This window comes from Dysosmobacter welbionis, from assembly GCF_005121165.3.
In the GTDB taxonomy this organism is placed as follows: domain Bacteria; phylum Bacillota; class Clostridia; order Oscillospirales; family Oscillospiraceae; genus Oscillibacter; species Oscillibacter welbionis.
In genome coordinates, this window is record NZ_CP034413.3 from 3,415,554 (window position 1) to 3,440,225 (window position 24,672).

Sequence of the window (24,672 nt, forward strand, 5' to 3'; positions counted from 1 at the left end):
ACTTCTGGGTAGCTTCATACGCGAAACAGAGCAGGGCGAGGGACAGGATTGTGATGGCCGGCAGGAGCAGGGCTGCGTACAGCAATGAGCTTCTGCTCAAAAACAGGATGTCCAGCATACGATGCTCTTTTCTGGTGCTGTTGGGGGGGATTGCCCAAACAATTCATTCCACCCCCTCTGTGCTGCGTATAAATGCACCGCATTCTGTTAAAAAAGAAAGAAGATTTGTGAAATTTTACATGACGCCGGGCATTCGTTCAAAAGGCAGAATCCCGGTCGATCACGTTCCAGTGAGAGGCGGAGACTGTCTGCCCATCCTTGCACTCCAGCTGCACTTCCAAATGAGAATAAAGGCTGGTGGGGAGCTCCCAGCGGAACAGGGCGAAGGTCCGGCCGTTCCGGATCCGCCGGACGCCGATCTGCTGCCGCTCCTCGGCCACTCCGGTGCCGGTGGGATACAGAAACAAAACTACCTGATCCACCGTGTGCTCCCGGCCGTCCTGAAAGGTGACCGCCACGTTCACGGTGCTGTCTGGCGGAAACAGATACCAGCCGAAGTCGCTTTTGGCGATCTCCTGCCCGGCCGCATCATAGAAATAGACGCCTGTAATCTGCGGATCCTCCGGCGGCGGCCAGCCGTCCTGATGCGCGCTGTAAAGGATCCAGCCCAGCGCCGCCAGCAGCGCCAGGCAGAGGAGCCCTGCCGCCAGCGTCAGCCGCTTCCACCGCCGCAGAGGGACGGGCGGCGCTGTTTCTCTTTCCACTTGAAGGTCTGTCCCCAAAATCTCCGAGAGCGCCCGCCGATTTTCCGGAGAGGGAACAGAGGTTCCCATCTCCCACTTGGATACCGCCTGCCGGCTCACGCCCAGCCGCTCCGCCAGAGCCTCCTGGCTCATGCCCAAGCGATCCCGGCCTTCCCGAATCGCCTTGCTCATGTCCATGACGCACCGCCTCCCGCTCCGCTGCTCTCAGCATAGCAGGTTTTTCCGGTTGCGTCCACCAACTTTCCGCAACCGTCCGGTTGCGGGCGATTCATTGTTTCTACTTGGGGAGGGATGTGCTATACTGGACCCAGACAGCGGGCGGAGGCCCGCGGGAGGTGGTGCGATGAAGACTTTGACGCTGGAGGCCCCGGCCAAGATCAACCTGACTCTGGATATTCTGGGGCGGCGTACAGACGGCTATCACGACATGCGGATGGTGATGCAGGCCGTGTCCCTGGGGGACACCGTGACGGTGGCAGAGGCGGCGGGCGGCTTTTCCTTGCTGACAGAGGGCATCTCCCTTCCGGCGGGGAAGGTCACTTTGGAGCAGCGGGCGGCGGATGCCTTTTTCCACAGGCTGGGCCGCCCGGTGCCGGGGCTGGAGGTACGCCTTGCCAAGCGGGTCCCGGCTTATGCGGGGCTTGGGGGCGGCAGTGCGGATGTGGCGGCGGTGCTGCGGTGCCTGCGGACCCTGTACGCCCCGGATCTGCCGCGGCAGGCGCTGGAGGAGATCGGGCTGGCAGTGGGCAGCGATGTGCCCTTCTGCGTCCGGGGCGGCACATGTCTTGCAGAGGGACGGGGTGAGCTCCTGACGGACCTGCCGCCTCTGCCGGACTGTGCCATCGTACTGTGCAAGCCGGACTTCGGCCTGCCCACACCGGAGCTGTTTGCCCGGCTGGACGGGGCGGACCTGGGCCCCCGGCCGGATACGGCGGCCATGGCAGCGGCGTTGGCCCGGGGCGATCTGGCCGCCGCGGCCGCCTGCCTTGGAAATGTTTTTGAGCGGGTGCTGACGGAGGAGGAAGGGGAGGAGATCCGCTCCATCAAGGAAGCCCTGCTGCGGCACAGTGCTCTGGGCGCGGCCATGAGCGGTTCCGGCCCCACGGTGTTCGGCCTGTTTGATGACCGGCAGAAGGCGGTCCGGGCAAAGGAGGCGCTGGAGGGACGTTACCGGCAGACGTATCTGGCCGCGCCGGTAAAAATATTGGAAAAGATGGAATAAAATCCGGAATTTCCGTCCATGATGGGGGAAACGGGCCCCATGGGGCTACATAGCAAAGGACGGAAAACGGATATGAAAACAGCTGCAAAGCGTGAGCGAAAGACTCTGCGGATCGTGGAACTGGCCCTGCTGCTGGGTGCGGCGGCGTTTCTGATGACCGGCGTCTGGGCGCTGAACACCCAGCGGGACCTGGCGGACAAGGTGGTGCGGCTCCATGTGCTGGCCAACTCTGATACGGAGGAGGACCAGGCACTGAAGCTCCTGGTCCGGGATGCGGTGCTGGAGCGAGCCACGGAGATTCTGGAGCAGTCGGCGGACCGGGCGGAGGCAGAGATTCGCCTGCGGGAGAGCCTGCCGGAACTGGAGGCCATCGCCGAGGAGACGGTACGGGCCAACGGCTATGACTACGCCGTGACGGCGGAGCTGGAGGACACGGCCTTTCCCACCAAGGAATATGACGGCTTCTCTCTTCCAGCCGGGGAGTATCTGGCCCTGCGGATTCTGATTGGGGAGGGCGTCGGACAGAACTGGTGGTGTGTGGTGTTTCCGCCCCTGTGCACCGCTGCCTCCGCGGACGTGCCGGAGACGGCCCTGGCCGCTGGCCTGACGGAAGACCAGGTCAGCCTGATGACGGAGGAGGATGGCGGCTACCAGCTGAAATTCAAGGCCGTGGAGCTGTGGGAGCGCCTGAAGGCGGCGCTGGAGTGAGCGGGAGCCGCCCTTGACACGGCCCGCTGGGAACGGTATCATAAGGGCCGGGACCGGACTTTCCTGCGGCCCCACGGCGGGGAGCGGCGGATGGCCGGATGCTCCGCACTTTCCAGCGGGGAGGAGACGGCGGCATGAGAGAGGCGGAACTGAATCGGCAGCGGGTGGTGTTCACACCGCAGGAGGCGGCGCGCCTGCCTCAGGACCGGCCCTATGCGGCGTACATCTGCCACTATGACTGGGCGGAGGGAGAGCACGCCACACTGATGCACTGCCACGAGCGCCTGGCGGAGGTGCTGCTGATCCTGAAGGGCAGCGGCCGGTACACCGTCGATCTCCGCCGGTACGAGGTGGCAGCCGGAGATGTGGTGCTGTGCAGCGGCGGCGCCCTCCACGACGAATTCCCCCAGGCAGACCAGCCGTATCAGACCCTGTGCGTGGCCATCGGGAACTTGGCGCTGGCGGACCTGCCGCCATACAGCCTGCTTTCCCCGGACCGCTGCCCCCTGTTTCACCAGCCGGAGCAGTTTGCGGACCTGAAGGAGCTCTTCTGCCTGATGGACCGGTATGCAGCGGAGCGGGAGCCGGGCTTCCAGGAGCTGTGCCAGCACCTGATGCTGGCGTCGCTGGAGCTGGTCCGGCGGATGGCGGCGGGGCGGAAGGAGGATCTCGTCACCCGGGAGGACTCCACCTTCGGCCGTGTGGCCAGATACATCGACCGCCATTATGCGGAGGACCTCTCCATCGAGCAGCTGGCCCGCCAGTTTTATCTGAGTCCCTATCATCTGTCCCATATCTTCCGGCAGAAGACGGGATACAGCCTCAAGCAGTATGTCCTGCGCCGCCGGATCGGGGAGGCTCAGATGCGGCTGGTGAACGCGCAGGACAGCGTCCAGACCATCTCCGAGGCGGTGGGATTCGCGGACGCCAGCTACTTCTCACGCATCTTTTCAAAATACGTCGGCCTCACGCCCACGGAGTACCGGAAATTCCGGATCGGGCCGTGAGACCGCAGAAAAGTCCGGAAAAAAGACCTGCGGAGGGAACCGTGCCGTTCCCCCCGCAGGTTTGTCTATTTCATTCCGTCAGGTATATTTGTATACTTTGTCCAGCATCCTAAGCAGAAGACGGATGAATAGGGAGGAGATCCAGATGAAACGGACATGGAGGAAGAAGATCGGCGCAGTTGTGGCCCTGCTGGCCGCCGTGGCAGTGCTGGGTACCGGCTGCGGCGCGGACGCCGCCGGGGCTGTGGAGTCCCGGACCAGGGAGACGAGGGCTCTGGGCCTGCTGCTGTCTAGGGAGGATACGTTTTTGTTGGAGCTGAAGGCGGACATCGAAGCGGAGGCCGCCGCCCAGGGCTACGCGGTGCGGTATTACAACGCGGGCAACGACCCGGAGACCCAGCTGCGCCAGGTCCACGAGGCCCTGGCAGAAGGCGTGGAGACCCTGCTGGTGAACCTTGCAGACGGGGAGGACTCCGAAAAGGTGGCAGACATCGTGGGCGACGCAGGGGTCGTGCTGCTGAACCGGGCGCCGGGGACGGCGATCCTGAACGAGCGGATGGTGTTTGTGGGCATGGACGAGGCCGGGAGCGGCGCCCTCCAGGGGCACGCCCTGGCGGAGTATTTCTGGGAGACGGACCACGGGACGGATATCCGCTATCTGCTGTTCCAGGGGATGCCCGGCCAGGAGAATACAGATGCCCGCTCCGGCACCGCCGTGCAGAGCCTGCTGGACGACGGCTTCTGCCCCATCGCCGCGGCAGATTACCAGGTCTGCGGCTTCAGCCGGGAGCGGGCCCGCCAAGCCATGGCGGCCCTGCTGGAGCAGGGCGTGGACTTTGACTGCGTCATCTGCGACAACGATGAAATGGCCCTGGGAGTCATCGAGGCGCTGGAGGCCGCCGGCTGGGATCCGGGCGCGGCGCCCATCGTCAGCGTGGACCACACGGCGGAGGGGGCCGCCGCCCTGGAGAGCGGCAAGCTCTATATGACGGTGGACCAGAATCCGGAGGACCAGGCCCGGGCGGCGGTGGCGGCAGCCGTCAATCTGGCCCGGGGTCGGGCCTATGACGACGGGCTCCGGGAGCTGCTGGGGAACGACTGCACGGACCCGGAGCAGCCCTTTGTACTCCGGGTTCCTGTGGAGGCGGTGACCGCTTGACGTACTGCCTTGCTTTGCCGGAGTGCAGAAAAGCCTGTGTTCAGAAGGAACACAGGCTTTTTCAGCCCAGAAGGTACTGCGGGACGGGCGCCCCGGCATGGGATCAGACAGGGAACGGATGCGGAACGCGGGCTGCACAGCATGGATTCCGCACTTGAACGGGCATATCCCGAATCGGCATGCGCGATGAAAGGCGGGTGCGCAAAACCAGCTGCAAACTCCCACTCTGCTCCGCGTGCGGATACCATCCGAAAAAATTTCAGATTTTTTCACGCTTGCTCTTGACTTTGAGTGTACTCCAGGTGCTATCCTATAAACGTGTCGGATGACCGATGCGCAATACCACGGCTGCCGGGGGGCTGAAGAGATGCATGAGGAATTTCAAACGGTCCTGCGGGAGCACCTGGCCCGCTATCCGCTGATGGAGCCCCAGGACTGCGCCAAGCTGGCCTATCAGAGTACGTTCGGTCCAGCCCATGCAGCGGGGGAACGGGGAGATGTCCTCCGGCAGCTGCTGGGGGAGTGCAGCGCCCTTCCCGCAGACCGGGAGGCCCGGCCGCCGGAGCGGATCGGGAACGGTTTGTGCCGCGTTCATTTGGCGGGGACGGGGGATTGGACGCTGGCTGCGCCGCTCCTGGCGGATCTGCTGCTTCTGACGGCGGCGGAGCACCACGGGACGGCGGCGGACCTGGAGGAATGCCTGACCGCGGCGGAGGCGCTGCCCCTGCCCGGTATGGCGGACTGGCTGGCGGTGTACCGCCGTCAGGGCTGTCCGCCCGTCCACCACTCGCCGGCCTACCGGGAGGCGTATGACCCCCACTACCGGGTCCTGCGGACAGCATACGGCGGGTACTTCCCGGCACTGCTGGCGGCGGCCCGGCTGGCGCGGAGCGGCAGACCAGCCGTCGTGGCCATTGACGGCCGCTGCGGCAGCGGCAAGAGCGGCCTGGGAGACCTGATGGGGCGGCTCCTTCCCTGCAACGTGGTCCACATGGACGACTATTATCTCCCACCGGACCGCCGGGCAGAGAACTGGGAGCAGATCCCGGCTGGAAATATGGACCTGGCCCGCTTCCTGCAGGAGGTACTGGTGCCGGCAGGGGCCGGAGCGCAGATCCGCTGCCGCCCGTATGACTGCCGGAGCGGCACGCTGAGGGAGGGGACAACGCTTCCGGCCCGGCCCCTCACTGTGGTGGAGGGAAGCTACTCCCAGCACCCGCTGCTGTCGGCCCGCTATGATCTGCGGATGTTTCTCACCTGTGCGCCGGAGGAGCAGCGCCGCCGCCTGGAGCGGCGGGAGGGCGCCCACTTCGCCGCCTATGAGAGCCGGTGGATGCCCCTGGAGGAGCGGTATATCCGCCAATGCGGCCCGGAGAAGGGCTGCCAGCTGGTGATCGACACCACCGAATTTTTCCCCTGACGAGGGGCAAGTCCCTGAAAAACGCCCGGCCAGAAGGCCGGTATTCACAGCCCTGCAGACTCCGTAAAAAAAGCCAGAAGGCTGGTGCGGCGCCAGAAGGCGGCGCGAAAAGACTTTTTGAGAAGGAGTTTAACCCCATGAAACACAGCAATTTCAAAACAAATGTCCATAACCTGGTCCTGGCGGCCATGTTCCTGGCCCTGGCGCTGGTACTGCCCTTCCTCACCGGACAGATCCCCCAGATCGGCGGGATGCTGCTGCCCATGCACCTGCCCGTGTTCCTCTGCGGCCTGATCTGCGGCTGGCGGTATGGCGCGGTGGTGGGATTCGTGGCCCCGCTGATGCGGATGGCGCTCTTCGGAATGCCGCCGCTGGTGGCCGCTGTGGCCATGGCCTTTGAGCTGGCGGCTTACGGTGGCATCGCGGGCTTTTTGTACAATCGGTCCCGCTGGCAGTGTGTGGTGGCCCTGTACCGTGCTCTGCTGGCTGCTATGGTGGGCGGCCGGATCGTCTGGGCTGCGGTGCGGGTGGTGATGACCGGCGTGGCCAGCGTGCCTTTCACCTGGCAGATCTTCCTGACCGAGGCGCTGGTGAACGCCATTCCCGGCATCATCCTCCAGCTGGTGTTCATTCCCGTCCTGATGGTGGCTCTGGACCGCACCGGCATGGTCCGCTTCCGCCGGGAGCAGGCCGGTACCCAGGCCGCCGGAAACTGACTGATCGGCGGCTTCTTTCGCAGGCAGAGCAGGCCCCCGGCGGACCGGACACGTTCCGGTCCGCCGGGGGCTTTCACATGCCTTGCCGCCCGCCGGCTCACCGGAGCCCTCCAAGCTGGGGAGCCGGCTCTGCGCTGCCGGGAATGTCTGGCGCGGCGCCCGGATCGTTCCAGCATATTTTGCCGGATGCACTGCGGCCCAATAGATGCGGCTGATGTGCCAGGCATTTCCAGTCATCTGGAAAATCCGGAAAGCCCTTGCGTGGCTCTGCCCCGCTGTGTTAGGATGTGAACCGTGCTTTTGAGGCCGGATTTTCCGCTGCCTGCTTGGCTTTTTGACAGAATCCGCAATGATTTGGCAGAATTTCTACATCTGGGAAGGCCCCTTTTCGGACCGGACGGAGAGTGCCCGCTTCAAAGCGCCGATACCTACAAACCAATCGGGAGGAATCTACACACATGAAGCGAGAACTTGTTACCGGACTGCTGACTCTGAGCCTGCTGGCCTCCATGCTGCCGGCCAATGCCCAGGCGGCGGAGGGGATGTTTGGTGCGTCTGCCGCCGGGCAGGTCCAGACCATGACGGAGGGGGCCGGGGAGGACGGCGTCCAAACGGAAAACACCGCGGATATCGACGGCACCCAGTATGCCACCCTGGCGGAGGCGGTGGCCCAGGCGGAAGAGGGCGCCACCATCCGGCTGCTCCGAGACGTGGAGCTGGACGCCTCCGGCCTGGTCAACGGCCAGGGAGCGCTGACGCTGTCCAAGGACTTGACTCTGGACGGCAGCGGCCATACCATCCGGGCGAAGGCGGGCACATTTTCTGTCTCCGGCGACAATGGCACCGGCCCCAGCCTCCTCAATCTTCAGGATGGCGCCGAGGTGACGCTGCGGGATGTGACCCTTGACGGCGGCAGTGCCGCCAAGCACGGCCTGAACATCTACCACGCCGGAATGGTGACCCTGGAGAACGTGGAGATCTCCAACTGCCGCTGGTACGCCCTGGTGGTCAATGGCACGGAGCTGTCCGTGGACGGCCTGACCACCTCCGGAAACCAGTGGGGCGTCAACATCGACCGGGGCAGCCGCGTCACCTTTGCGAACGCTGCTATTGCCGAGGGGGATTCCATTGTCTTTGAGGGGCAGGATGCCTCCGGCAGCCTGACCGTGGAGAGCGGCAGCTATCAGAATATCAAGACGCAGGGCGGCTCCACTGGCGGAACCATCGTCATCAACGGCGGCACCGTGGGCAGCGTAGTCAACGACACCGCGGCGGAGATCACCATCTCCGGCGGCACTGTGACCGGTCAGGTGGCCAACAGCGGCTCCGGCAGCATTTCTGTCACCGGCGGCAGCTTTGCCACTGCAGAGCTGGAGGATTTCATTGACCCGGACCGGACGATCATCCTGACCCTGGAGCTCGGCGAGGGCGCCGCCGGCGCGGCCGCCATGGCAGCCACCAGCGGCGCAGCCGTGGGGACGCTTCCCACGCCGGAGCGGAGCGGCTACGCCTTCGCGGGCTGGTACACCGCCGCCGACGGCGGCACTGCAGTTACTGCCGATACCGTCTTCGACGCAAACACAACCCTGTACGCCCGGTGGACTGAGAAGTCCGAGGACGGCGAGCATCTCATTACTGTGGACCAGGTCACCGGCGGCTCCCTGGAGGTGAGTGCCGGTCGGGCCGACGAGGGTGAGACGGTGACCATCACCGCGGCGCCGGATGACGGATACGAGCTGAAGAAGCTGACTGTCACCGACAGCCAGGACGGCGCAGTCCCGGTCCAGAACGCGGGGGAGGGGCGCTATACCTTCGTCATGCCCGGCGGCGGGGTGACCGTGTCCGCGTCCTTCGTCCGTTCCGGGGAGCAGACGGAACTGCCCTTCACGGATGTGGACAGCGGCGCGTACTATTACGATGCGGTCCGGTGGGCTGTGGAGCAGGGGATCGCCTCCGGTGTCACCGGAACGGCCTTCGCCCCGGGCCGCGGATGCACACGGGCCCAGCTTGTGACCTTCCTGTGGCGGGCAAACGGCTCTCCTGAGCCGTCCGAAAAGGAGAATCCCTTCACGGATGTGAGCCCCGACAGCTACTACTATAAGGCAGTTCTGTGGGCTGTGGAGCAGGGCATCACCTCCGGCGTCACCAAGACTGCCTTTGCCCCGGACCGGGTCTGCACCCGCGCTCAGGCGGCGGTGCTGCTGTGGCGGGCCGAGGGCTCTCCCGCAGCATCCGGGACGCATGACTTCCGGGACGTGGCGGAAGGTGCGTACTATGCGGACGCGGTGGCCTGGGCCGTGGAGAGCGGTGTGACCCAGGGCACCACTTCCACTACCTTTGAGCCCGGCACGACCTGCACCCGGGCGCAGATCATGACCTTCCTCCACCGCGCCATGGCGTGACAGAGAGGGCCCCAGGACAGATGCAGGCAGGTCCGGCTGAATCGCCCGGCCAGGACGCAGCCCATGTCAAACGGCGGGCCGCGCGGAGATTCTCCGTGCGGCCCGCCGCTCTGCCTTTCAAGGAACTTAAAAAAATAAGGAGAATCCGCAGCATCTCTGGAATTTTTCCGTCTGTTGGGATAGAATGGAATCACCATTCCGGAAACTGCCGACAATGGAGGGACGAATGATGAAGAAGCTGTTTTCTTTGACGCTGGCTATGGTGACGGCTCTGGGGCTGATGCTGCCGGCGTCCGCCGCAGAGGAGACCACAGACGAGGCCCTGGCCAGGGTGACCCAGGCCGTAAAGGCGGCCCTGGATCTGGACACGGATGCCTATGACGAATTTCAGGGCAGCTGGTATGAGGATGGTCTGACCGGTGCCTGGGATCTGTACTGGTCGACCGAGTTGGAGGAGGAACTGTCCATTTCCGCTCTGGATGACGGGACCGTAATCAGCTACGATCTGGGTCTGCCGTACACCGCCTCCAACAGCGGGGATTTCCCGGTCTTTCCCCAGGGGGATGAGGCCGCGGCCGCCCGGGCCGCCGGGGACTTTTTGGACAAGGTCCTGCGGGAGGGGGAGAGCGTGAAGCTGGAAGAGCCCCGCGGCATGGATATTCTGGGCGGGGACAGCTACCGCTACTCCGGAGTGATCCTGCTGAACGGCCTGCCCTCGCCGCTGACCTATTCCATCACTGTGGATGCGGCGGACAACCGGGTCCGGTCTTTCCACCGGACCACAGCGGAGGACACCTTCCTGGGAGACGTCCCCTCTGCCGCCGCTGCGGTGCGCCGCGACCGGGCTGCCAAACTCCTGACGGATACCCTGGAGCTGAAGCTGGAATACGTGCGGGAGGCGGGCGGCACGTCGGCCGTGCTCCGGTATCTGCCGGTGGATACGGACACCTTTTATGTAGATGCCGCCACAGGAGCGCTTTTGAATCTGACGGAGCTGGAGGACCAGATGGGCGGCTGGGGCGCCGGAGGCAGTGCCGACAACACCGCGGCTGCGGAGAGCGAGGACAGCGGCCTCAGCCCGGCGGAGCAGGCGGGCATCGCCCAGATGGAGGGCGTCCGGTCCTCCGCGTTCCTGGACCAGAGCCTGCGGGCAGAGCCGGTCTACGGCCTGACGGAGTACGCCCTGTCCTCCGCCGCCTACCGTCTGGCGGAACAGGAGGGGAAGGAGGATCAGGTCCTCTGCGTCCTGTCCTATGTGCGGCCCGGAGAGGAGGACAGCCGTTCCCGCACCATCACAGTGGATGCCCGCACCGGCGCGGTCCAGGAGGTATTCTCCTACGCACCCGGAATGGAGGAGGGGGAGACACCGGCCCTGACCCAGGCGGAGGCGCAGGTCAAAGCGGAGACGTTCCTGTCCGCCCTCTGCGGCGGGCGGTGGAGTGCCCTGACACTCTATGACGGCCGAGACAACACGGAGGACCGGCGTCCGTACTACACCTTCACATACGTCCAGCAGGTAGGCGGCATTCCCTTCCCGGAGAACCGCTATACCGTGGCCATCGACAGCGGAGACGGGTCCGTGTACCGGCTGGATTATCAGTACGACGAGGATGTGACGTTCGCCGGCTCCGCCGGTATCGTGGGTGAGACGGCGGCCCTGGCCGCCTGGGCGGGGACCTATGACACGGTCCTGGCCTACCGTCTGGTGCCCCGCCCTCTGGAGAGCGGCGACGAGACGGAAGCCCGGCTGATGGAGCTGGGGCTTACCCACTTCTACGAGCTGCGGCTGACCTACGCTCTGGAGCGGGAGGAGCGGTATCTGGGCATTGACGCCGCCACCGGCAAACCGGCGGCGCCGGAGTCCGGGGATACCGCCATCACCTATACGGACCTGTCGGGCTCCGGGGTGAAAGCCGATGTGGAGAAGCTGGCCCGCTATGGCGTGGGCTATGACGGGGGCCGCTTCCGGCCGGACAAACAGCTGACCCAGTGGGATCTGGTGGCCCTGTTGGCCAGCCTGGAGGGATACTGTATCGACCCGGAGACAGCGGATGAGAGCACGCGGGACACCGTCTATTCCGTGGCCTACCGGATGGGTATTCTGCCCCGGGGAACCCGGGATGAAGGCAGGGCCGTCACCCGCGGGCAGGCAGTGAAATGTCTGCTGGACTGCGCAGGTTATGGTCCAGCCGCCCGGCTTCAGGGCATCTACACCTGCACATACAGCGACGCTGCCGCCATCCCGGAGGCAGACCTGGGCTATGCGGCCATCGCCCAGGCGCTGGGCATGGTCCGGGGAAGCTATCAGGGGGACCGGACAGCCACCCGGGGAGAGCTGGCCGCCATGCTCTGCCGCCTGCTGGAGCGGCAGGGAGCAAACGCGGGCGCCTGAACGGGCCCGCCGGATGATGGAATTTGGGAGGAATTACACATGAAAAACGTATTCGGCTATCCGGAGTTTGACGCGGAGGGCGAGGAAATCCTCTGTACCTACGACAACGCATACAGCGATATGCTGATGGACATCCGGGTCTACCGGATGGAACCCGGCCGGAAGAGAGGCTTTTGCCGACGGGGCGAGGAGACCGCGGTGCTGCTTCTGTCCGGAACCGTGACCTTCGGCTGGGAGGGCCGGACGGAGACGGTCAGCCGCAGAGACGTGTTCACTGACGGCCCCTATGCCCTCCATGCCTGCGCCGGGGAGGAGATCACCGTGGAGGCGCAGACAGACGCGGAGATCCTGGTCCAGTGCACGAAGAATGACACAGCGTTCTCCGGCAGGCTGTACCGGCCGGAGGACGCCCCCTGGGTCTACTCCTGCGTGGGCAAGTTCGGCAATGTGGCCAAGCGCCGGGTAAACACCATCTTTGACAAGGATATCGCCCCCTGGTCCAATATGGTGCTGGGCGAGGTGCTGAACGACCGGGGGAACTGGTCCGGCTATCTGCCCCACCGGCACCCCCAGCCGGAGTGCTATTACTTCAAGTTCGACCGGCCGGAGGGCTTCGGCGCCAGTTTTGTGGGGGACCAGGTATTCAAGAGCGTGGACAACAGCTTCTCCGCCATCCCCGGCGGGTGCCTGCATCCCCAGGCAGTGGCGCCGGGCTTCCAGATGTATACCTGCTGGATGATCCGCCATCTGGACGGCAACCCCTGGCTGCAGACCACCCGCAACGAGGACGAGCGATATCTCTGGCTTCACGATGCGCAGGAGTGACCTGCCCACAGAGAGTTGAACAGCGGAAAAAGGCTCCGGGTTTCTCTGGGAACCCGGAGCCTTTTTATTTGGAAACAGGTCCGGCACAGTGGTCCGGTTCCAGAAGAGGCGCCGTCCCGGGACCTGCCTGGGACAGCCGGAGCCCGGCGCCACGCACATGGTCCCGCAGCACTTGGTCTACAAAGCGGATCAGCTCCTCCGGCGTGCCCTGGATCTCGCCCAGGAGCCAGTCCTCCACAATACTTACCAGCGCGCCCACATAGAACTGAGTCAGCATGGTGAGCTCCTGCTCCCCGGCCTCATACCCCAGCTCCGCGGCAATCAGACGGATCGTGCTCCGGATGATGGCGCGGATATCCGTCTGGAAGAACCGCTTCAGGTGGTCCCGGCCCATGGAGCGAAGGGCGCAGAGGCAGAACACACGGTTCTCCTGCAGGTATTGGAAAAGCTGGAGCAGGCCGTCCTGCCACAGCATGACGCCCTCGTGTTCCCGGAGCAGCGCCACCGCCTCCTCCTCAAAGATCCAGCGCACCGCGTCGTAGACATCGTCAAAATGGTAGTAAAAATGCTGGCGCGCCATGCCGCAGCCCCGCATGATCTCCGCCACGGTGATCCTGTTCAGGGGTTTCTGGGTCATCAGCTCCTTGAGTACAGTGCAGATCTGCCGCTTGGCCGCATTGCTGGCCTCGTATGTCCGTTTTTTCATATCGACCTCCATGGACCGGCAGACTCCAGTCCATTGCAGTCCAGTATAACACATTTTCCAGAGGAGTGCATCTATGCAGAATGGGGGCAAGTGTCAGATTTCTGACATCTGCCCAAGGTCTGCACCTTGCATCTCCGGGCCTGTTTCCAGTATGCTGGAGGAAATGCGGAAAGGAGCGGAGGAAGATGCGGGAAGAGTATCACGTCACGCTGTACAGCCAGATGGGCCCCAGGGAGGGTCGCCTGGACCTCCAATACGAGGGTTCTGCCGTCACAGGATCCCTGGAACTGATGGGACGCCGCAACCCCGTCCATGGCGTACGGTCGGAGGATGGGCATCTGTGCCTCTCTCATGCTATCCGGACGGCGGTCAGCACCCTTTTCTGCGAGACGGCGCTGGAGCTCCATGGGGAACGCCTTACTGGAGTGACCACGGCGGACGTCTGCCGGATGCGATGGGAGGGGAGCCGGATCTCCCCTGAGCCGTGATGGGACCGGGATTGCCGGAAGGAGCTGAAACTGTGCGCAAAGACACTGAAAAACCATCCTTTTTTGTGCGGCTGGCCACGGTGATCGTGGATAAGCGGAAGCTGATCTTTTTCCTGTACGCGTGTGCGCTGCTGTTCTGCCTGTTCTCCCGGAACTGGGTCAGCGTCTGCAACGACATCACGGAGTACCTGCCGGACTCCACAGAGACCCGCCAGGGGCTGACCCTGATGGAGGAGGAATTCACCACCTTCGGTACCGCCCGGGTGATGGTGTCCCACGTGACGCGGGGCATCGCGGAGGATCTGGCGGAACAGATCGGGGAGATCGAGGGCGTCTCCTCCGCGTCCCTGGGAGACAGCATCGGCGCAGAGGAGGACGGGGAGGCCGAGACGCCGGAGGACATCGCATCGTATTTCAAGGGCGCGGACGCGCTGATCTCCGTGACCTTTGCGGGGGAGGAGGATGACGAATCCGCCCTGGCCGCCATGGAGGCCATCCGGGAGCTGCTGGCCCCCTATGACTTTTATATAGACAGCTCTGTGGGGGATTCCCAGGCGGACTCCCTGGCCGATGAGATGGGGATCATCCTGGCGGTAGCGGCGGTTATCATCGTGCTGGTGCTGCTGCTGACTTCCCGCTCCTATGCGGAGATTCCGGTGCTGCTGCTGACCTTTATCGCGGCGGCCCTGCTGAATCTGGGCACGAACTTCATCTTCGGAGAGATCTCCTTTGTCTCCAACTCTGTGACGGTGGTGCTCCAGCTGGCTCTGGCCATCGACTATGCCATCATCATGCTGCACCGCTTCCTGGAGGAGCGGGAGCACGCCGGAGACCGGGAGGCGTGCATTGCGGCGGTCAGCGCCGCCATTCCCTCCATCTCCGCCAGCAGCCTCACCACCATCTCCGGCCTGGCGGCCATGATGTTCATGCAGTTTCAGATCGGCTTCGACATGGGCATCGTGCTGATCAAGTCCATTCTGTTCAGTATGCTGTCGGTGTTCACCCTGATGCCGGGGCTGCTGATGCTCTTTTCCAAGGCGATGGAGAGGACCCGCCACCGCAGCTTCATCCCCAGGATCGACCGCTGGGGCGGATTTGTCCTGAAGCTGCGCCATGTGGGAGTGCCGCTGTTCATTGTGGCCCTGGTGGGGGGCTTTTTCCTCTCCAACCGGTGCCCCTATGTGTACGGCTATACCCAGATCGAGACTGCGCGGCAGAACGAGTCCCAGGTGGCGGAGCAGCGGGTCAGCGACACCTTCGGCACCCAGAACGTGATCGCTCTGCTGGTGCCCCGGGGAGACTATGACAGTGAGAAAGCCCTGCTGGAACGGCTGGAGGCCTGCGATCAGGTGGACTACGCCATGGGCCTCTCCAATATCGAGGTGATGGACGGACACACCCTCACCGATGCCCTGACGCCCCGGCAGTTTTCCGAAATGACAGACCTGGACTACGAGCTCGTCTGCCTGCTGTACACTGCCTACGCGGCGGAGGAGGAGGCCTACGGCCGGATCGTGGGCGGTCTGGACGACTATGCGGTCCCTCTGATGGATATGTTTTTCTTCGCCTACGACAAGGCGGAGGGGGGCTATGTGGATCTGGACGAGGGGCAGCAGGCGGACCTGGACGATCTCTATGAACAGCTCGACAACGCCCGGGTCCAGATGCTGGGGGAAAACTACACCCGTATGCTCATCAATCTGAACCTGCCGGAGGAGGGGGCGGAGACCTTTGCTTTCCTCCAGACCATCCACCGGGAGGCGGAGCGGTACTACGACGCGGACAGCGTCTATCTGGTGGGGGATTCCACCAGCGACTATGACCTGTCCGTCTCCTTTGCCCGGGATAACATCATGATCAGTGTCCTGTCGGTGGTGTTCGTCATCATCGTGCTGCTGTTCACCTTCCAGTCTGTGGGACTGCCGATCCTGCTGATTTTGGTGATCCAGGGCAGCATCTGGATCAATTTTTCCTTCCCCGGCATGGCCCAGAAGCCCATTTTCTTCCTGAGCTATCTGATCGTGACAGCCATCCAGATGGGCGCCAATATCGACTACGCCATCGTGATCTCCTCCTGGTACAATGAGCTGAAGGCGGAGATGTCCCGACGGGACGCCATCGTCCAGGCGCTGAATCTGTCCTTCCCCACGGTACTGACCTCGGGGAGTATCCTGTCCTCTGCCGGATTCCTCATCGCCCAAATCACCACAGAGCCTGCCATCGTGGGCATCGGCGAGTGCCTGTGCCGGGGGACGCTGATCTCCATGTTCCTGGTCATGTTCATCCTGCCCCAGATCCTGTTCCTGGGCGACGGGATCGTGGAGCGGACCCGGTTCGATCTCAAGGTGCCGGAGGTTGCCAGGAGTGCCCATGGCACCGTCTATGTCAACGGCCGGGTTCGGGGCCGTATTTCCGGCGTAGTGGATGCCCAGATCCAGGGCGTGATTTACGGGGACGTCTCCGGAATGCTGGAGACGGGAGCTTATCAGAAAGAGGAGGAGCCCGCCCATGAGACGGAAGATTCATAAATGCCTGAGCTTCCTTCTGGCGGCGGTGCTGCTGGCGTCCCTGGCGGCGCCTGCTGCCCTGGCCGCCGAAGGCGGGGACACGGTTTTCGTCCGCACGGCGGAGGACCTGGTCCAACTGGCAGAGAACTGCACCCTGGACAGCTGGTCCCAGGGAAGAATTGTCCGCCTGCAGGCGGATATCGACCTGTCCGGCACGGACTTCACCCCCATCCCCACCTTTGGGGGGACCTTTGAGGGGCAGGGCCACACCATTTCCGGTCTGTCCATCACGGGCAGCGGCAATGTCCGGGGACTGTTCCGGTACATACAGCCCTCCGGCGTAGTGCGGGATCTGTCGGTGGAGGGACGGGTCGATCCCTCTGACCGGAAGAATACCCTGGGCGGCATTGCCGGCAGCAACCGGGGCCTTCTTGCCGGCTGCACCTTCCACGGGACGGTGCGGGGAGCGGACAGCATAGGCGGTCTTGTGGGGATCAACGAGAGCTCGGGACAGATCGTCAACTGCACTTTCTCCGGAGCCGTCACGGGAGAGCATTATGCCGGGGGCATCGCCGGGCAGAACTACGGCGCCGTTATCCAGTGCCGGAACAGCGGCAGCATCAACACCACGGAGGTGGATGCGGAGCTGGATCTGGACGCCATCAACCGGGAACAGCTGAACGCGGCGGAAAACGTGCCGGTATGCACCGATATCGGCGGCGTCGCCGGGTATTCCTCTGGTATCATCCAGAGCTGCACCAATTCCGGCAGCGTGGGCTATGACCACGTGGGCTACAACATCGGCGGCATCGTGGGGCGGCAGTCCGGATATCTGGACGGCTGTGCCAACTCCGGCGACATTCTGGGCCGGAAGGACGTGGGCGGCGTCGCCGGTCAGCTGGAGCCGGAAGTGCGGCTGCTCTATGACCAGGGGCAGATGGGGGAGTTGCTGGATGCCCTGGACGGTCTGGGGGATCTGCTGGACCAGACGCAGCAGGATCTGCGGGGCACTTCCGACGCTCTGTCGGACCGGATGGACGCCATCTCCGCCCGGACGGACGAGGCCCGGGAGGCAGTGGGCGATCTGGCGGACTCCGCCGCGGACTGGACCAATGAGAATATCGAGGAGCTCAACAGCCTCACGGCCCGGATCTCCTGGCTCATCGACCAGCTGGCGCCGATCCTGGATGACGCCGTCGATGTGATGGACCTGGTGGAGGACCTGGCCGACGAGCTTGGGAATGCGCTGGATGAAGTCGGCGCGGCATCAGGGCTGGGAGATCAGGCGGAACAGGAGCTGCGGGCGGCAGTCCAGTCCCTCCGCCGGGCGGCCTCCAGTGGAAAAGAGGCCGTTGCCCGCCTGCTGTCGGCGCTGGAGCATCTGGGCGCGGCCCTGGGCAGCGCCCTCCAGAGCCAGGAGGCCATGGAAGAGGTTCGGGCTGCCGCCGGGGACCTGGCAGCCGCCCTCGGGGACATGTCCGACACGCTGGCAGAGATCGCCCGCATTCTGTGGAACGGCGGCGACGAAGCGGCGCTGGGAGAGGCGGCTCAAGCCCTGGCGGATACACTGGCCAGGGCGGGGGATGCGCTGGAACAGGCGGCGAACGCCGTCGCGGCCCACATGGACAGCGGCGAGCTGGAAGAGGCCGGGAAGGACGCGGCGGCCGCATGGCAGGCACTGGGAGAGGCGGCTCAGGCCCTGCGGGCCGCCGCCGGACACGCCACCGACGCGGCAGCGCTGCTGGCAAAGCTTCTGGCACAGGGCGGAGACCTGGCGGAAGCGTTTCGGGACCCGGGCAGGACGTTGGAGAAAGTGGCTTCCCGGGCATCCCGTCTCGGCGAGGACCTGGCCGACGTCTTTTGGGAGCTGGCCGAGGAGCCCACCATCACCATCCGTCCCATTGACAGTGCCATTCGGGAGCAGGGGGACGCCCTGGGGGACGTCTTTGCCGGTCTGCTGGAGGACGGCGACGCCCTGCGGGAGACCATGTCCGCGGCCACGGATACACTATTGGACGATCTGGAAGCCATCGGAGACCAGTTCCGGGTTATCACGGATCTGCTGCGGGATCTGCTGGAGCAAACTGGAGAGGAATTGTCGGACCGTTTCGAGGACATCTCGGACCAGGAGACCAGTGGACCGGATACCGGATGTGTCGCCAATTCCCGGAACACAGGGACCGTGGAGGGAGACATCAACGTGGCCGGCATCGTAGGGTCCATGGCCATTGAATACGACTTCGACCCCGAGGATGACCTGATCGAAGAGGGAGACCGCTCCCTGGACTTCCGCTATCAGACGAAGGCCGTGGTCCGCGCCTGCATGAACCGGGGCGGCATCACCGGAAAACGGGACTATGCCGGCGGCGTGGTGGGTCTCATGGACCTGGGGCGGGTGAGCGCCTGCGAGAACTATGGGGACATCGCCAGCACGGACGGCGGTTATGTAGGCGGTATCGCCGGCGCCTCCTGGGGGACCATCCGGGACAGCTGGGTCAAGTGTCATCTCTCCGGCGGCGATTATATCGGCGGCGTGGCCGGACTGGGAGCCACCCTGGAAAACTGCCATACGCTGGTGGAAATCGAAGAGGGCTCCGCCTATCTGGGCGCCGTGGCGGGAGATGTGGACGCCGATGCCGCCGTATCCGACAACACCTTTACCAGTGAACGACTGGGGGCTCTGGATGGGATCAGCTACGCCGGCCATGCTGAACCGGTGGATTTTGACACCCTGTGCACCACGCCCGGCGTACCGGAATCCTTCTCCCGGCTGGAGCTGACCTTTGTGGCGGACGGCGTGGTGGTAGAGGTCGTCCCCTTCCAGTACGGAGAGGGGATTGACGCCCTGCCGGAGATTCCGGCGAAAAAGGGCTGCTCTGCCTCCTGGCCGGATCTGGACTACACCTGCCTCACCGCCAGCCAGACCCTGGAGGCGGAGTATACCCCCTACACCTCCGCCCTGACGGATGGCGGGGAGCTGCCGGAGATCCTGGTGGACGGCAGCTTCAGCAGCCGGGCACAGGTCTCCCACACCACGGAAGAGGTGGCCTGGACGGACGGCGGCGCGGAGTATGCGGGCACCGCCTATACCGTGACGGTGGAGGACCCGGACCTGGAACAGGCGGCCTACACGGTCCACTGCCGCCTGCCGGACCCCGGCAAGCGGTACGACCTCTGGGTGCTGAGTGAGGATGGCTGGACCAAGACGGATGCCCGGTTGGACGGCCAGTATCTGCTGCTGGAGAGCCAGACCGGGACGGTCACCTTCTGCCTGACGGAGCGGGCCGGTCCTCTGGCGGTCGTTATTCTGGCCGTCGGCTTTGCCGGGCTGTTGATCGGCTTTTGCTGGCTCATCCGCTGGCGGCGGAAAGGCACTGCGGCAGGACGCAAACACTGACCTGCGGCCGTGTGCGGAGGAGACAAAGCACGATATGGCACGCTCTCTGCCGGAGAATGGAGATGCGGTCCGTATGCCGCTTTTGGGGTTCCCCGGACCCGGTGCCGGAAAAGGCATGGCAAGCTGCCATGCCTTTTCTGCCGTTCATGCGGCGATTCGCGTTTCGCGGATGGCTGTGCGCCACGCCGCATGGACGGACAACGGCCGGGGATTCTCCTGGCAATCTCTGTCCTGGCGGACTTCCGCCGGAGGAGTTCCGGCAGAATGATGACAGGCGGAACCGGGCTGCCGGAGCGTGCGTTGGCACCGGAGGGAAGCAGGCGGCCCCGTCAGCAGAATCCTCGCCTGGGAATGGCGCGGCATCGCATCCCGGACCGGACAGCCGGGGCGGGACGGCCGCAAGCTGCTTGTGTGCATGATTGAGGCGGTTGAAATCCTGAAAGTTAAGCGGTTATACCGGACATATTGTTGAGAATGGCCCTGTCTTATGGTATGATTTGGTTGATCGCCCACGGACAGGGAGATGCCACGCTTCCTTGGCCTGTCCGGCAGAACGCCTGGGGAATATCCCGGCAGGCCGGGGCAAGAGAAACAAGTATCTATGGTCAATCGGGGAAGGGCCGATCATCCCTGGCCGCCGGGCAGGCTCTGGCCGCTGCAAAACGGCGCTGCCCCGGTCTACCCATCATTTTCAAACACGCGGGAAATCCTGCCCGGGTTGAAAAGAGAGGGTAAAAGCCGCGCCTGTCCGTTTCGGTCCGCAATGAGAAGGGAGTCCTTTGATCCATGTCTGCATTCAGCGAATTTTTCCTCATGAAGCCGGATGACGTCAAGCGCTATGCGGCAGAGGTTCTTCACCGGTTCGACCCGGATGAGGAGACCACCTGTACGGAGATCGGCGACGGCAACATCAACTACGTCTTCCGGGTCCGCTCTCTGCGGGATGGCCGCTCGGTCATCGTCAAGCAGGCGGACAAGCGGCTGCGCTCCTCCGGGCGGCCGCTGGACATCTATCGGAGCAGGATCGAGGCGCAGGCCCTGCAGCTGGAGTCCCGGCTGGCGCCGGATTACATCCCGGAGGTCTACCACTATGACGAGACCATGGCGGCTCTGTCCATGGAGGATATCTCCGCCTATCGGAACCTCCGCAAGGAGCTGCTGGCGGGCAGGATATACGGCCATCTGGCGGAGAACATCTCCACCTTCCTGGCCCAGTCCCTGCTGCCCACCACGGATCTGGTGCTGGACCGCCGGGAGAAAAAGCGCCGGGTGCAGTTCTTCACCAATCCGGAGCTGTGCGACATCACGGAGGATCTGGTCCTGACGGAACCCTACTGGAACTACAAGGGCCGCAACATCGTTACCCCCGGGAACGAGGACTTTGTCAGGACCTTTCTCTATGAAAATGATGCCCTTCACAGGGAGGTGGGCAGGCTCCGAAACGGCTTCATGAACAACGCCCAGGCGCTGCTCCACGGGGATCTCCACACCGGCTCCATCTTTGCCAACGAACAGGGCGTAAAGGTCATTGATCCGGAATTCGCCTTTTACGGTCCCATGGGATATGATATCGGCAACGTCATCGGGAACCTGTTCTTCTCCTGGGCCAACCGCTGTTTTACCGCGCCGCAGGACACGGCGGCTGCCCGGGCGCTGGAGGATACCATCCGCGGCGTGTGCGACCTGACGGCGGAGAAGCTGACCGCCAGGTACGACGAGCTGGTGACCTTCCCCCTGTACCGGGCGGAGGGGTTCTGCCGCGCGTATCTGGACGGCGTCATGGCCGACTCCTACGGCTATGCGGGCACGGAGATCATCCGACGGGTGGTGGGCGACTCCAAGGTCATGGAGGTCACCTCCGTCACAGACCCGGACATCCGGATTCCCATGGAGCGGGCCCTGATTAAAATGGGTATCTTCCTAATCCGGGAGCGGGAGAGCGGCCTGAATGGCTCCGCTGTGACCAGAGCTTTCCGCGGGATACTGGCGTAAAGGAGGCGGCAAGATGGAACGTATGGACCGGGATATGCCGTTCCTGCTGCAATATGAGCATGTGGCGTGGTTTGAGAAGGGAAAAGTCCGCATTCTGGACCGCCGGGTCTATCCCACAGAGGTCCGGTTCGTGGTGTGCACGGACTACCACGAGGTGGTACAGGCCATCGCGGACATGGTGACCCAGAGCGCGGGCCCCTATACCGCCGTGGGCATGGGCATGGCCCTGGCTGCCTGGCAGGTCCGGGACAAGGGCGCACGGGAGCAGGAGGAGTTCCTGCGGCAGGCGGCCTATGACCTGGCACACGCCCGGCCCACCACCGCCAACCGGTACGGCCAGATCACCTGCCGCTGTGCCGATGTGGCGAAGGAGACCCTGGCTGCGGGCCGGGATCCGGTGGAGGCCATCGTGGCATCCACCGTGGAGTCCCTGAACCGCCGGTACAGCACCATGCAGGTGGTGGGGGATTATCTGGCGAATCTGATCCCCAATGGCGGCGCCATCCTGACCCAGTGCTTCGGCGAAACCATCATCGGCACAGTGATCCGGGCCGCCAGGCGGCAGAACAAGACCTTCCGGGCCTACTGCGCGGAGACACGGCCTTATTTACAGGGGGCCCGGCTCACGTCCAGCTGCTTTGCCCAGATGGGCATCGATACCACGGTCCTGACAGACAATATGATCGCCTACGCCATGGAGCGGGAGGGCATCGACCTCTTCACCTCAGCGGCGGACTCCATCGCCTGGGACGGCCATATCGCCAACAAGATCGGCACTTTCCAGATCGCCATCCTGGCCAAGTGTTTCGGGGTGCCCTACTATGTCACCGGCATCCCGGACCGGGAGAAGCGGACGAAGGACGACATCGTCATCGAGATGCGGGACCCCGCCCAAGTCCTCTCTTATCGGGGGATCCCCAACACGCTCCCCGGGGTGAAGGCCATCTACCCCTCCTTCGACGTAGTGCCGCCGCATCTGATCTCCGGCGTGGTGACGGACAAGGGCGTGTATGTGCCGTATCTGCTGGGAAACTATTTTGACTCTGACGTCAAGCCGTTCTATTGACGGCAAAGGGCCGCCGGGCGGAAGAATTGGAAAACGCAGGGGGACGGTATGCCGGTTGCGGCGCTGGGTCGGATGCCGAAGAGCACCCCCGGCAGGCCGATCCGGCTGTGTGGAAGGAATCTGGGTAGGTCCTCTCCGCCGGGAGAAATGTGCTCTGCTGCATATCAGGCAAGGGACGGAAGCCCCGCCCGCCTTTTCCGGCGTGTCCGCAAAACCGGAATCATACGGGCAGCTATATCAGAAATTAAAAATGAAAATGAAAACAGGAGGCAGCAAATTATGCTGATGCAGGAGGAAAGAGAGCTGGTTGTTGAATACGGCAGGAAAATGAGCACCGACCGTCTGAGCACGGGAACCAGCGGCAATATCAGCGTCTGCAACGCGGAAAAGGGACTGATGGCCATCAGCCCCTCCGGCATGGACTATTTCTCCACCACGCCGGAGGACGTGGTCATCACGGACCTGGAGGCCAACATTGTGGACGGCGTCCGCAAGCCCTCCAGCGAGTGGGCGCTGCACACCGCGTTCTATCGCCACAAGCCCCACGCCAGGGCCGTGGTGCACACCCACTCCATGTACTGCACCACCTTTGCCGTGCTGGGCCAGCCCCTTCGGGCTGTCCACTATGCAATCGGCGACACCGGAGCAGCCACCGTCCCCTGCGCGCCGTACCGCCTCTTCGGCACAGCGGAGCTGGCAGAGGCCGCCATAGAGGCCTGCGGCGGCAGCGACGCCGTTCTGCTGGGCAACCACGGCCTGGTGGCCTGCGGCAGGGACCTCAAAAGTGCTTACGGCCTGGCCTGTAATCTGGAGTACGTCGCGGAGCTGCAGTACCGGACCATGTGCATCGGCACGCCCAATATCCTGACGGATGAGCAGATGGCGGAGGTCATGGAGCGATTCAGGTCCTACGGCCAGCCCGGCAGCGGCAAGGCCGGATATTGAGCGGGGCGGAGGTCCCGCGGAGATCTTCACCAGCCTCCGGATGGCATTGAACACACCGGCATCAAATGCGATCTTGCAGGAGAGCCAGCCCCGCGCTCAGCAGGCGCGGGGCTGGCTTTTTGCCTGCGGCGGGGAAAGCCTCCTGAAGCGCCAAGGCAGACGCCCCTGTGAAGCCGTATCCTGGGAAAAATTTTCCCGGTCTCAAAATGCCGCGATACCTTGCAGCTGCCCATTCGTTACCTGTTGGTGCCTATGCCACAAGATTGTGCGTACTTTACGAAAGCCGCCTGCCGCGCTACCATGGGGGCACAGATCAGAAAACGAAAGGGTGTTCTCCATGAACGAAAAAGCAAAAAAATACGTGGACCTGTTCCGCCGGGTGAAGATCGCAGCCGCCGCCACGGTGGATGCGGAGGGCCATCCCCAGGCCCGGATCATCAACGTGATGCTGGCAGAGGACGATGGGATGTATATTGTCACCTCCAGAGGCAAGCCCTTCTACAAGCAGCTGGTGGAGACGGGAGAGATCGCCCTGGCAGCCATGTGTCCAGACTGCCAGTCCCTGAAATTCACCGGGAAGCTGCGGGTCGTGGACAAAAGCTGGGTGGACAAGGTCTTTGCGCAGAATCCCGGTATGAACGAGGTCTACCCCGGTGAGAGCCGCTATATCCTGGACGCCTTCCACATCTACGCGGGCCATGGCGAGTGGTTCGACCTGCTCCACTATCCCATCAGCCGGGAGACATTTGCCTACGGCGGGGACACGGAGGAGTACAACGGCTTTGTGATCCAGGATGCATGCATCGGCTGCGGCGCCTGTGCCTCAGCCTGTCCCCAGAAGTGCATCACTCCCGGAACGCCCTATGTCATCAACTGGGCGCACTGCCTCCAGTGCGGCCGCTGCGCGGAGGCCTGTCCGGCAGACGCAGTGCGCCGCCTGCACCCGTAAGCGGCTC

The 24,672-nt window shown here is 63.9% G+C and carries 18 protein-coding genes; 16 read left to right on the forward strand and 2 right to left on the reverse strand.

The window, feature by feature from the left end:
• Window positions 1–257 precede the first annotated feature (257 nt).
• Window positions 258–941, reverse strand: coding sequence for a helix-turn-helix transcriptional regulator (locus EIO64_RS17870; RefSeq protein ID WP_181446417.1), 684 nt, complete (start codon window positions 939–941; stop codon window positions 258–260).
• Between the two features lie 166 nt (window positions 942–1,107).
• Between EIO64_RS17870 and ispE the strand changes: the two genes are divergently transcribed.
• The 9 genes from ispE to EIO64_RS17915 all read left to right on the forward strand — a co-directional run bounded on the left by ispE (window position 1,108) and on the right by EIO64_RS17915 (window position 12,615).
• Entirely contained in the window at window positions 1,108–1,986 is an 879-nt protein-coding gene (ispE, locus tag EIO64_RS17875) for a 4-(cytidine 5'-diphospho)-2-C-methyl-D-erythritol kinase (protein ID WP_136891716.1), read from the forward strand.
• A gap of 72 nt (window positions 1,987–2,058) precedes the next feature.
• Entirely contained in the window at window positions 2,059–2,694 is a 636-nt protein-coding gene (gene spoIIR / locus EIO64_RS17880) for a stage II sporulation protein R (RefSeq protein ID WP_136891717.1), read from the forward strand.
• A gap of 134 nt (window positions 2,695–2,828) precedes the next feature.
• Window positions 2,829–3,701: a helix-turn-helix transcriptional regulator gene (locus EIO64_RS17885; protein ID WP_025545721.1), complete on the forward strand. Its 873-nt coding sequence runs from the start codon at window positions 2,829–2,831 to the stop codon at window positions 3,699–3,701.
• 145 nt (window positions 3,702–3,846) lie between these two features.
• A complete protein-coding gene (locus tag EIO64_RS17890; protein WP_158629837.1) occupies window positions 3,847–4,860 on the forward strand; it encodes a substrate-binding domain-containing protein in 1,014 nt (337 codons plus the stop codon).
• 367 nt (window positions 4,861–5,227) lie between these two features.
• Window positions 5,228–6,280 (forward strand): uridine kinase family protein, encoded by a 1,053-nt coding sequence (locus EIO64_RS17895; RefSeq protein ID WP_249390731.1) that lies wholly within the window; start codon window positions 5,228–5,230, stop codon window positions 6,278–6,280.
• A gap of 137 nt (window positions 6,281–6,417) precedes the next feature.
• Window positions 6,418–6,996 carry an ECF transporter S component gene (locus EIO64_RS17900; RefSeq protein WP_021749481.1) on the forward strand — a complete coding sequence of 193 codons (579 nt, stop codon included), beginning with the start codon at window positions 6,418–6,420 and terminating at the stop codon, window positions 6,994–6,996.
• Window positions 6,997–7,454: 458 nt separating this feature from the next.
• A complete protein-coding gene (locus EIO64_RS17905; protein ID WP_136891719.1) occupies window positions 7,455–9,398 on the forward strand; it encodes an S-layer homology domain-containing protein in 1,944 nt (647 codons plus the stop codon).
• 226 nt (window positions 9,399–9,624) lie between these two features.
• Entirely contained in the window at window positions 9,625–11,790 is a 2,166-nt protein-coding gene (locus tag EIO64_RS17910; protein WP_136891720.1) for an S-layer homology domain-containing protein, read from the forward strand.
• Between the two features lie 39 nt (window positions 11,791–11,829).
• Window positions 11,830–12,615: a 5-deoxy-glucuronate isomerase gene (locus tag EIO64_RS17915; RefSeq protein ID WP_021748851.1), complete on the forward strand. Its 786-nt coding sequence runs from the start codon at window positions 11,830–11,832 to the stop codon at window positions 12,613–12,615.
• A gap of 64 nt (window positions 12,616–12,679) precedes the next feature.
• Here EIO64_RS17915 and EIO64_RS17920 read toward each other — a convergent pair whose 3' ends face one another.
• Window positions 12,680–13,321, reverse strand: a complete 642-nt coding sequence (locus EIO64_RS17920) for a TetR-like C-terminal domain-containing protein (RefSeq protein WP_036630019.1) — start codon at window positions 13,319–13,321, stop codon at window positions 12,680–12,682.
• A 185-nt stretch (window positions 13,322–13,506) separates the two neighbouring features.
• Here EIO64_RS17920 and EIO64_RS17925 point away from each other — a divergent pair, with 185 nt between their 5' ends.
• The 7 genes from EIO64_RS17925 to EIO64_RS17955 all read left to right on the forward strand — a co-directional run bounded on the left by EIO64_RS17925 (window position 13,507) and on the right by EIO64_RS17955 (window position 24,665).
• Window positions 13,507–13,809 carry a hypothetical protein gene (locus EIO64_RS17925; RefSeq protein ID WP_021748849.1) on the forward strand — a complete coding sequence of 101 codons (303 nt, stop codon included), beginning with the start codon at window positions 13,507–13,509 and terminating at the stop codon, window positions 13,807–13,809.
• Between the two features lie 32 nt (window positions 13,810–13,841).
• Complete coding sequence (locus tag EIO64_RS17930) at window positions 13,842–16,337, forward strand: efflux RND transporter permease subunit (protein WP_249390732.1); 2,496 nt, start codon at window positions 13,842–13,844, stop codon at window positions 16,335–16,337.
• Window positions 16,318–19,713, forward strand: coding sequence for a GLUG motif-containing protein (locus EIO64_RS17935; RefSeq protein WP_136891722.1), 3,396 nt, complete (start codon window positions 16,318–16,320; stop codon window positions 19,711–19,713). The genes EIO64_RS17930 and EIO64_RS17935 overlap by 20 nt, the downstream gene beginning before the upstream one ends.
• 813 nt (window positions 19,714–20,526) lie before the next feature.
• The gene (gene mtnK / locus EIO64_RS17940; protein WP_249390733.1) at window positions 20,527–21,705 is read left to right on the forward strand and encodes an S-methyl-5-thioribose kinase; all 1,179 of its coding nucleotides are present in this window, start codon (window positions 20,527–20,529) and stop codon (window positions 21,703–21,705) included.
• Between the two features lie 13 nt (window positions 21,706–21,718).
• The gene (locus EIO64_RS17945; RefSeq protein WP_119310907.1) at window positions 21,719–22,771 is read left to right on the forward strand and encodes an S-methyl-5-thioribose-1-phosphate isomerase; all 1,053 of its coding nucleotides are present in this window, start codon (window positions 21,719–21,721) and stop codon (window positions 22,769–22,771) included.
• A 279-nt stretch (window positions 22,772–23,050) separates the two neighbouring features.
• Complete coding sequence (locus tag EIO64_RS17950) at window positions 23,051–23,716, forward strand: class II aldolase/adducin family protein (RefSeq protein ID WP_025544432.1); 666 nt, start codon at window positions 23,051–23,053, stop codon at window positions 23,714–23,716.
• 337 nt (window positions 23,717–24,053) lie between these two features.
• Entirely contained in the window at window positions 24,054–24,665 is a 612-nt protein-coding gene (locus EIO64_RS17955; protein WP_021748840.1) for a 4Fe-4S binding protein, read from the forward strand.
• The last annotated feature ends 7 nt before the right edge of the window (window positions 24,666–24,672 follow it).

Coding starts and splice junctions, on each gene's coding strand:
- spoIIR (WP_136891717.1), top strand. CDS start 2,059: ATGAAAACAGCTGCAAAGCGTGAGCGAAAGACTCTGCGGATCGTGGAA.
- EIO64_RS17955 (WP_021748840.1), top strand. CDS start 24,054: ATGAACGAAAAAGCAAAAAAATACGTGGACCTGTTCCGCCGGGTGAAG.
- EIO64_RS17890 (WP_158629837.1), top strand. CDS start 3,847: ATGAAACGGACATGGAGGAAGAAGATCGGCGCAGTTGTGGCCCTGCTG.
- EIO64_RS17895 (WP_249390731.1), top strand. CDS start 5,228: ATGCATGAGGAATTTCAAACGGTCCTGCGGGAGCACCTGGCCCGCTAT.
- EIO64_RS17920 (WP_036630019.1), bottom strand. CDS start 13,321: ATGAAAAAACGGACATACGAGGCCAGCAATGCGGCCAAGCGGCAGATC.
- EIO64_RS17870 (WP_181446417.1), bottom strand. CDS start 941: ATGGACATGAGCAAGGCGATTCGGGAAGGCCGGGATCGCTTGGGCATG.
- EIO64_RS17905 (WP_136891719.1), top strand. CDS start 7,455: ATGAAGCGAGAACTTGTTACCGGACTGCTGACTCTGAGCCTGCTGGCC.
- EIO64_RS17950 (WP_025544432.1), top strand. CDS start 23,051: ATGCTGATGCAGGAGGAAAGAGAGCTGGTTGTTGAATACGGCAGGAAA.
- EIO64_RS17900 (WP_021749481.1), top strand. CDS start 6,418: ATGAAACACAGCAATTTCAAAACAAATGTCCATAACCTGGTCCTGGCG.
- EIO64_RS17915 (WP_021748851.1), top strand. CDS start 11,830: ATGAAAAACGTATTCGGCTATCCGGAGTTTGACGCGGAGGGCGAGGAA.
- EIO64_RS17910 (WP_136891720.1), top strand. CDS start 9,625: ATGATGAAGAAGCTGTTTTCTTTGACGCTGGCTATGGTGACGGCTCTG.
- EIO64_RS17925 (WP_021748849.1), top strand. CDS start 13,507: ATGCGGGAAGAGTATCACGTCACGCTGTACAGCCAGATGGGCCCCAGG.
- EIO64_RS17885 (WP_025545721.1), top strand. CDS start 2,829: ATGAGAGAGGCGGAACTGAATCGGCAGCGGGTGGTGTTCACACCGCAG.
- EIO64_RS17945 (WP_119310907.1), top strand. CDS start 21,719: ATGGAACGTATGGACCGGGATATGCCGTTCCTGCTGCAATATGAGCAT.
- EIO64_RS17935 (WP_136891722.1), top strand. CDS start 16,318: ATGAGACGGAAGATTCATAAATGCCTGAGCTTCCTTCTGGCGGCGGTG.
- ispE (WP_136891716.1), top strand. CDS start 1,108: ATGAAGACTTTGACGCTGGAGGCCCCGGCCAAGATCAACCTGACTCTG.
- mtnK (WP_249390733.1), top strand. CDS start 20,527: ATGAAGCCGGATGACGTCAAGCGCTATGCGGCAGAGGTTCTTCACCGG.